Origin of the sequence: Microbacterium sp. (assembly GCF_047607225.1) — a bacterium.
Classification (GTDB): Bacteria; Actinomycetota; Actinomycetes; order Actinomycetales; family Microbacteriaceae; genus Microbacterium.
This window is the reverse complement of record NZ_JASGDO010000035.1, coordinates 1-7,180: the sequence shown is the minus strand read 5'-3', so window position 1 is coordinate 7,180 and position 7,180 is coordinate 1. Positions and strand designations below refer to the sequence as shown.

Genomic DNA, 7,180 nt, shown 5'->3' with positions numbered 1-7,180 from the left:
GCCCCAAACGGCCGAAGGCCCACCCGAGCCTGCTCTTGGCCCGCCCTAGACCGGCGCCGGATCAGCCGTCGGCCACCGCCGTCCGCCCGGGCCAAGGGCCGCCGCCCCGCGGTGTGTGGCCGCCGCCCCGTGCCAAAAGCAGGCTGAACGGGCCGAATCTGCCGCCCAAACGGCCGAAGGCCCACCCGAGCCTGCTCTTGGCCCGCCCTAGACCGGCGCCGGATCAGCCGTCGGCCACCGCCGTCCGCCCGGGCCAAGGGCCCGCCGCCCCGCGGTGTGGGGCCGCCACCCCGCGCCAAAAGCAGGCTGAACGGGCCGAATCTGCCGCCCCAAACGGCCGAAGGCCCACCCGAGCCTGCTCTTGGCCCGGGCCGAGGGGCGCCCCTCCCGGGGAGGGACGCCCGCCCGGCCTCAGTTGAGGGTGAAGGTGACGGTCTGCGTGTTGCCGGCCACGTCGTGGACCACCAGGGTGTTCTCACCCGAGACGGCCCCGAACACGCCCGGCGCGACGAAGTTCACATCGGACCACACGTTGTCGGACAGGTCCTTCACCGTCCCGTTGAGCACCACCTTGTCGATCTTGCCCGCGTCATACAGCTTGAAGCTGACCTTGTCGTACGTCTCGCCGGTGGCCGCCGTGAAGGCATCGCCCTGCTTGACGGTCACCGTCGGACGCGTGGCGTCGATCGTGAAGACGAACGAGCCGGTGGAGGCGACGTTGCCGGCGAGGTCGTGCGCATTGAACCGCAGCGTGTATGCGCCATCGGGGAGCGTCACCGACGCCGTGTGCGTCGCCGTCTTCGCCCCGTCCTTCACCGCCGACTGGGTGCTCTTGACCAGAGTGCCGTCCCTGTAGACGTTCGCGACGATCTTCGCGAGCCCCCGATCGTCCGCGGCATCGATGCGGACGTCCAGCGAGCGGAACGGACCGGCGGTCGCCGGCGACACACGCTCGACCGTCGGCTTGACGGTGTCGCGAGCCTCGGTGAGGGTCCAGAACCGATCGGCCGTCTGCGCGTCGGTGGCGGTCGTGGAGGTGGAACCGCCCGATCCGACGACGATCGTGCCGTTGCGTCCCTTGCCGGAGGAGTCCACCAGGGTGGCTCCGCTCGCCTCGTCGAAGGCGTAGTGCGCGACGGTCCCCGCGGCGGGCTGTCCGGCTGCCAGCGCGGTGATCTCGTTCGCAGTCAGTGCCCGGTCGTAGATCGCGAAGTCGTCGATCGCACCGTCATAGGCCGGATCGCTGTACTGCGACTTGCCGAGGTAGTTCCGGTTCGTGTTGCCGAGCGCCGACGGCTTGACGTTCATGTTGTCGTTCGTAGCGACGACGGTGCCGTTCAGGTACATCTTCCCCTGCGTGCCGGAGACGGAGATCACGACGTTCGACCACTGGTTCAGCGGGAAGTTCTGCCCGCCATAGGTCAGCCGCTGCTCAGGGCCGGGTCAGGCCGTGACGGGCCGCGGCGTCAGGCGCACGGCCGCCCACGACACCGGCGGCAGGGTGGCCGACAGGACGCCATCCGAGAGATCCACGCCCGGCAGGGGGCGGGGCGCCACGCGGTCGGGGTCATCGAGCGTGTTGACGGCGTAGCGATCGGCGTCGTGCAACAGGTGGCTCTCTGCGACCTCGAACCCGGCGGCGGCATGACCGGCCACATCGATCCGAACCTCGGCGGACTCCTCCAGCGACCGGTTCACGAGGAAGAGCGACAGCCCCGCGTCGTCGACCGTCGCAACGGCGTTGATGCTGGGCACCTCACCGAAGCGAGAACTGTGGAACGTCGACGCCTCCACGGCGACGGGGATCACGTGGGCCCCGGCGAGCCGAGACGTGAGGGAGAACGGGAAGAACGTCGTCTGGCGCCACGCCGGCCCGCCCGGCTCGGTCATGATCGGCCCGATCACGTTGACCAGCTGCGCCAGCGACGCCGAGGCGACGCGATCGGCGTGCTGGAGGAGCGTGATGAGGAGGTCGCCCACCACCACCGCATCTTGCACCGTGTAGACGTCCTCGAGGAGGCGCGGCGCGACGGGCCACTCGTCGAGAGGCTGCGTTCCCTCGATCGCATTCCACCGCGTCTGGTACCAGACGTTCCACTCGTCGAACGAGATCATGATCCGCTTGTCGCTGCCGCGGGCGGCCGCCACCTCGTCGGCGATCTCGACGACCTGCCGGATGAAGAGGTCCATGTCGACCGCCGAGGCCAGGAACTCCTGGGCATCTCCGTCGCGCTCCTCGTAGTAGGCATGGCACGAGATGAAGTCGACGTCGTCGAAGGTGTGCGCGAGCACCTCCCGCTCCCACTGACCGAACGTCGGCATCGAGCGCGCGGACGAGCCGCACACGACGAGCTGGAGGTGCGGATCGAACCGGCGCATCGCGCGTGCCGTCCGTGCCGCGAGCGCGCCGTACTCGGCGGCGCTGCGAGCGCCGAGCTGCCACCAGCCGTCCATCTCGTTGCCGAGGCACCACATCGTCACGCCGAAGGGCTCGGCGCGGCCGTGGGCGGCGCGCTGGCGCACCCACGTCGTGTCGACCTCGCCGTTGGCGTACTCGAGCAGGTCGAGGGCCTCGGCGGTTCCGCGTGTGCCGAGGTTGACCGCGAGCATGAGGTCCGAGCCCACCTGCTCCAGCCAGTGCGAGAACTCGTGCAGGCCCACCTCGTTCGTCTCGGTGACGTGCCAGGCGAGGTCGAGACGACGGGGACGCTCCGCGACGGGGCCGACGCCGTCTTCCCAGCGATACCCGGAGACGAAGTTGCCTCCGGGATAGCGGATGGTGGAGACGCCGAGCTCCCGCACGAGCTCGATCACGTCGCCGCGGAATCCGCGCGCATCGGCGGTGGCGTGCCCGGGCTCGTAGATCCCGTCGTAGATGTGCCGGCCGAGGTGTTCGACGAACCCGCCGAACACGCGACGGTCAAGCGGGAACGACGCGTCCGCGGGGGCGATCCGGCCGGGAGTAGGGCGCCCCGGGGCGGGGGCGGACGAGGGCTGGGTCATCTCAGTGCTCCGTGTGACCGAGGCGGAGGTCGGGGACGAAGGCGGCGGCCTCGGACGCCATCGACTCGAACTCGACGATAGTGAGGACGTTGCTGCCGGCACGGGTGGCGGGGGCCGGGACAAACAGCGTCTGCTGCGGCCCCTTGCGCCAGTAGCGGCCGAGGAAGAACTCGCCGAACCACGCGAGCCCCTTCCCGAAGCCCTCGGTGGACAGGGCGAGGTCGGCGGGTGCATCGAGGTCGACCGTCGCGCGCCAGACGCCGGCGCCGAGCCCGACCCCCGGGGAGGGGAGGGCGGCGACCGCGGGGAGATCCTCGAGCGGAACCCGGGAGACGCGCCAGCCGGTGACCGGCGCGCCCCCGATCGTCGCGGGACCGATGAGGCCCTTCGGCTCGCCGATCCGCTCCCCGTAGTTCACCCGGCCCTCGTCCTCGACGAGGATGTCGAGCACGCCCTCCCCTCGCGGAAGGGTCACGGCGTCCTCGTGCAGCTCGCGGGCGAGCGTGGCCACGGGCAGGCCGTCGAGGCGCACCCACGCGCGATCGCGGACCTCACCGAAACGCAGGACCACCGGGTCGTCGCCGTGATCGAGGGTCACGCGGTACCGGGCGAGGCCGCGCCAGATCCCGGCGGCGTCCATCGTGGGGAGCTCGTGCCAGTCCGCGGCGCCGATTTCCGGCGCGAGATCGTCGAGCGAGCCCGCATACCGCAGCGGTGCAGGCCCGGGGACCGGGAGCGGACCGACCGATTCGCGGGCGAGCTCCGGCACCGGCGCATACCGGGAGATCACCTCGCGGAACGCCCAGAACTTCTCGGTGGGCCGGCCTGCCTCATCGAGCGGGGCGTCGTAGTCGTAGCTGGTGACGGTGGGCTGATAGACGCCCTTGTCGTTGGCGCCGTTGGTGAGACCGAAGTTCGTGCCCCCGTGGAGCATGTAGATGTTGACCGACGCACCGGCGGCCAGCAACGCGTCCAGCTCGCGGGCGGAGTCCGCGGGGTCGGTCGTGTGGTGGTGGGCACCCCAGTGATCGAACCACCCGCACCAGAACTCGCTGCACATGAGGGGACCCGTCGGCTGCTGGGCGCGGAGGGCGGCGAGGCGCTCGGTCGCACGGGAGCCGAACGACCCCGTGGCATGCAGGTCGGGGAGGTTGCCGGCTGCGAGCATCTCGGGCATCGGCTGGTCGACCGTGGTGAGGGGGACGGTGGCGCCGCACTCGCGGAAGAGGTCGGTGAGGGCCCGCAGGTAGTCGTGGTCGGACCCGTAGGCGCCGTACTCGTTCTCGACCTGCAGCAGGATCACGGGGCCGCCGCGGTCGATCTGGAGAGGGGCGACGATCTCCATGACCGATCGCAGGTAGTCCGAGACGGCGGCGAGGAACCGGGGTTCGAGGCTCCGGATGCCCACCTCGGGGTCACGGAAGAGCCACGCCGGCAGCCCGCCGCCGTCGAACTCCGCGCAGATGTACGGGCCCGGACGGACGATGGCGTGCATACCCTCGGCCTGCACCTCGCGCAGGAATCGCGCCAGGTCGAGGCGCCCCTCGGCGTCGAAGCGCGCGGGACCGCCCTCGACACCCGCCTCCGGGGAGTGCTCGTTCCACGCCACGTAGGTCTCGATCGTGTTCAGTCCCATCATCCGGCCCCAGCGGATGCGCTCGCGCCACTGATCGGGGTGCACGCGGAAGTAGTGGAGGGCTCCCGAGATCACGCGGTGCGGGGCGCCGTCGAGCAGGAAGTCCCGCTCTCCGATCTCGAAGGTCCGGGCGGTCATGGGTGTCTCCAAAGCGGGAAGGGTGGGCGAGCAGGCGGGAGGGGGCGGACGCACGCGGGCGGCCGAGTCGACGCTCGGCCGCCCGCGTGGAGGGATCACTCGCTGATCGTGAAGCCCTGCTCCTTGCCGTAGGACACGTTCTGGTCCTGCCAGGCCTTGAGGCCGTCGGCGATCGGCGTCTTGTTGAGGTAGGCCTTTCCGACCGTGTCGCCGTAGATGCTGTTGGCGTACGACTGCCACGGGAGGTACTGCCAGCCGGTGCTCACCGACTTGGCGGCGCTCACGAGCACCTCGTTGATCTTCTGACCGCCGAAGTAGTCGGACTCGTAGTTCAGGAACTCATCCGACTCCAGGTCGGCGACCGTGGCCGGGAACCCGCCGCTGGCGAGGAAGACGTCGATCGATTCCTCCGACGAGTTCAGCCACTTGAGGAAGCCGGCGGCCAGCGCCGGGTTCTTGGACTGCTTGGTGACCGCCTCCGAGCTTCCGCCGTTCTCCGCGGTGACCGCGGCGCCGCCGTCGTAGGTGGGCATCGGCGCGACGCGCCAGTCGCCGGCACCGTCTGCCGCGCCGGACTCCAGCACGCCGGGCATCCACGCGCCGATCGGCAGGGTCGCGATCTTGCCGTTGGCCAGGCCCTGGAACCACTCGTCGGTCCACCCGGGGATCTGGCTCATGAGGCCCTCGTCGACGAGCGTGTCCCACGTGTTCGCCCACTTCAGCGTGCCCTCGTCGGCGAGGTTGACGGTGACCTTCTCGCCGTCGGCGGAGAAGGGACGGCCGCCGGCCTGCCAGATCATCGAGGTGCCGAATCCGGCGTCGACGCCGGCGTCGTTGGTGATGTAGTACTCCGGGTCGGCGGCGTGGAGCTTCCGCCCCGCCTCGATGTACTCGTCCCACGTGGTCGGCACGTCGAGATCGAACTCGTCGAACACGCGCTTGTTGTAGAACAGCGCCATGGGTCCGGAGTCCTGCGGCAGACCCCAGATGCCACCCTGCTGGGCGACGGCGCCCCACGGGCCGGGCGTGTAGAGGTCCTCGAGGTCGCCGAAACCGTAGGCGCTGAGGTCGAGCAGCGACTCGGAGAGGATGAACTGCGGCAGGGACTGGTACTCCACCTGCACGACGTCGGGGGCACCGGAGCCGGCGGCGATCGCGTTCTGCAGCTTGAGGTTGTTGTCGTTGGCGCTGCCGGTGTTCACGACCGTCACCTTGACCTTGGGGTAGGCCTTCTGGAACGCCTTGACCTGCGCCTCGGCAGAGGGCGTCCAGGTCCAGTACGTGAGCTCGCCGCCTTCCTGGAGGGCCTTCTCGATCGCGTCGGCGCTTCCCGGATCGGCGTTGTTGCCGTTGCCGGTGTCGCCGGTGGAGCAGGCGGCAAGGCCCGCCCCGATGAGCAGGGCGGCCGCGCCGGTGGCGATCCCCCGGATCAGTGTGCGCTTTGTCATTGCTGTGTGTGTCCTTCCGCTTCGTCGGAGTCGGATCGTGGGGAGGGGTGGTTCGACGGTCAGCAGTCCCCTACTGCTTGACGCTTCCCGCGCTGAGCCCCGACTGCCAGAACCGCTGCAGCAGGAGGAACGCGATCACGATCGGGACGATCGTGAGAAGTGCTCCCGTGACCACGAGGTTGAAGATCGGGTCGGATCCGACCCCCGTCGCCTGCTGGTTCCACAGCTGCAGACCGATCGTCAGCGGGAACAGGTCGGGGTCGTTGAGCATGATCAACGGGAGGAAGTAGTTGTTCCAGGTCGCCACGATCGCGAACATCGCGACGGTGACGATCCCCGGGGCGAGGAGCTTGATCGAGATCGTGAAGAAGGTGCGCAGCTCCCCCGCGCCATCCACACGCGCCGCCTCGAGAAGCTCGGTGGGGACCGAGTCGACCGCGTAGACCCAGATGAGGTACAGCCCGAACGGCGAGATGAGCGAGGGGATGATGATCGCCCAGATGGTGTTGGTGAGACCCATCTGACTGAACATGAGGAATGTCGGCACGGCGAGGGCGGTGCCGGGCACGGCGATCGCTCCGAGGACGACCGCGAAGATCGCCTTCTTGCCGGGGAAGGTGAACTTCGCCAATCCGTATCCGGCCAGGGTCGCGAGGATCGTCGCGCCGCCTGCACCGGCGACGACGTACAAAAGCGTGTTGCCGAGCCACCGGACGAAGATGCCGTCGTTGTAGGTGAGGGTCTGGGCGACGTTGTCGAAGAAGGCGAAGGGTCCCGAGAACCACAGGCCGAACGAGCCGATGAGGGCGTTCTGCGTCTTGGTGGAGCTGATGATGAGCCAGGCGAGCGGCAGGAACGAGTAGACGAGGAAGAGGCTCATCACGATCGTCAGCGTGAGCGACTTGCGCGGGTTGTCCACCGTTCCGCCGGAGCGGTCGAGGCGGCGGGCCGCCCG

Annotated in this window: 5 protein-coding genes; all 5 read right to left on the bottom strand. The window is 69.5% G+C overall.

What is annotated here, in order from left to right:
* Positions 1 to 411: 411 nt before the first annotated feature.
* The 5 genes from QM591_RS06565 to QM591_RS06545 all read right to left on the bottom strand — a co-directional run bounded on the left by QM591_RS06565 (position 412) and on the right by QM591_RS06545 (position 7,105).
* Positions 412 to 1,425, bottom strand: coding sequence for a LamG-like jellyroll fold domain-containing protein (locus tag QM591_RS06565; protein WP_415130812.1), 1,014 nt, complete (start codon positions 1,423 to 1,425; stop codon positions 412 to 414).
* An 18-nt stretch (positions 1,426 to 1,443) separates the two neighbouring features.
* Positions 1,444 to 3,003 carry an alpha-N-arabinofuranosidase gene (locus tag QM591_RS06560; protein WP_415130809.1) on the bottom strand — a complete coding sequence of 520 codons (1,560 nt, stop codon included), beginning with the start codon at positions 3,001 to 3,003 and terminating at the stop codon, positions 1,444 to 1,446.
* A gap of 1 nt (position 3,004) precedes the next feature.
* Positions 3,005 to 4,777, bottom strand: coding sequence for a glycoside hydrolase family 35 protein (locus QM591_RS06555; protein WP_415130807.1), 1,773 nt, complete (start codon positions 4,775 to 4,777; stop codon positions 3,005 to 3,007).
* Between the two features lie 95 nt (positions 4,778 to 4,872).
* Entirely contained in the window at positions 4,873 to 6,225 is a 1,353-nt protein-coding gene (locus tag QM591_RS06550) for an ABC transporter substrate-binding protein (protein WP_415130805.1), read from the bottom strand.
* A 70-nt stretch (positions 6,226 to 6,295) separates the two neighbouring features.
* A complete protein-coding gene (locus QM591_RS06545) occupies positions 6,296 to 7,105 on the bottom strand; it encodes a carbohydrate ABC transporter permease (RefSeq protein WP_231902800.1) in 810 nt (269 codons plus the stop codon).
* Between the last annotated feature and the right edge of the window lie 75 nt (positions 7,106 to 7,180).

Excerpts from the sequence above, each read along its gene's own strand:
- QM591_RS06550 (WP_415130805.1), bottom strand. The coding sequence starts at position 6,225 with ATGACAAAGCGCACACTGATCCGGGGGATCGCCACCGGCGCGGCCGCC.
- QM591_RS06545 (WP_231902800.1), bottom strand. The coding sequence starts at position 7,105 with ATGAGCCTCTTCCTCGTCTACTCGTTCCTGCCGCTCGCCTGGCTCATC.
- QM591_RS06560 (WP_415130809.1), bottom strand. The coding sequence starts at position 3,003 with ATGACCCAGCCCTCGTCCGCCCCCGCCCCGGGGCGCCCTACTCCCGGC.
- QM591_RS06555 (WP_415130807.1), bottom strand. The coding sequence starts at position 4,777 with ATGACCGCCCGGACCTTCGAGATCGGAGAGCGGGACTTCCTGCTCGAC.